This window comes from Desulfovibrio sp. OH1186_COT-070 (genome assembly GCF_003860215.1).
Classification (GTDB): Bacteria; Desulfobacterota; Desulfovibrionia; order Desulfovibrionales; family Desulfovibrionaceae; genus Desulfovibrio.
This window is the reverse complement of sequence record NZ_RQYH01000209.1, coordinates 1-371: the sequence shown is the minus strand read 5'-3', so window position 1 is coordinate 371 and position 371 is coordinate 1. Positions and strand designations below refer to the sequence as shown.

The following is a 371-nucleotide window of genomic DNA, read 5'->3' as shown; positions in this document are numbered from 1 at the left end:
ATTTTGCTGTCATCTTTGATCCGGTCAACAACAGCCTGCAACGATTCCGCACGGTAGGCAAAAAGCGTCAGCTTCCGCAGAACGTTGGCGTCAGACGAATTGGCAATGTAGGAAGTCACGGACTGGGGAAGCGTGCCAAAACGCGCCTCCAGCAAATCCTGCAAGGCCAGGCCAAATCCTTCAGCCCTGCCTTCAGCCTTGCCCTCAGCCTTGCCTTCAGCTTTTCCTTCCGCCTTCCCTTCGGCCCACCCCATTATTACACCTTGCCGAATATATTCGTCCTTCCACTGAGCGGCGCGTTCTTCCAACATGGCGTCCACCTCCCGCAAGTCTTGAAATTCGGGGATGTCTTCTGTGATCCCGGAGCGTTT

Annotated in this window: 1 pseudogene; it reads right to left on the bottom strand. The window is 55.0% G+C overall.

The window, feature by feature from the left end:
• Positions 1-371 (bottom strand): annotated as a pseudogene (locus tag EII23_RS13075) (hypothetical protein); the annotation flags it as partial.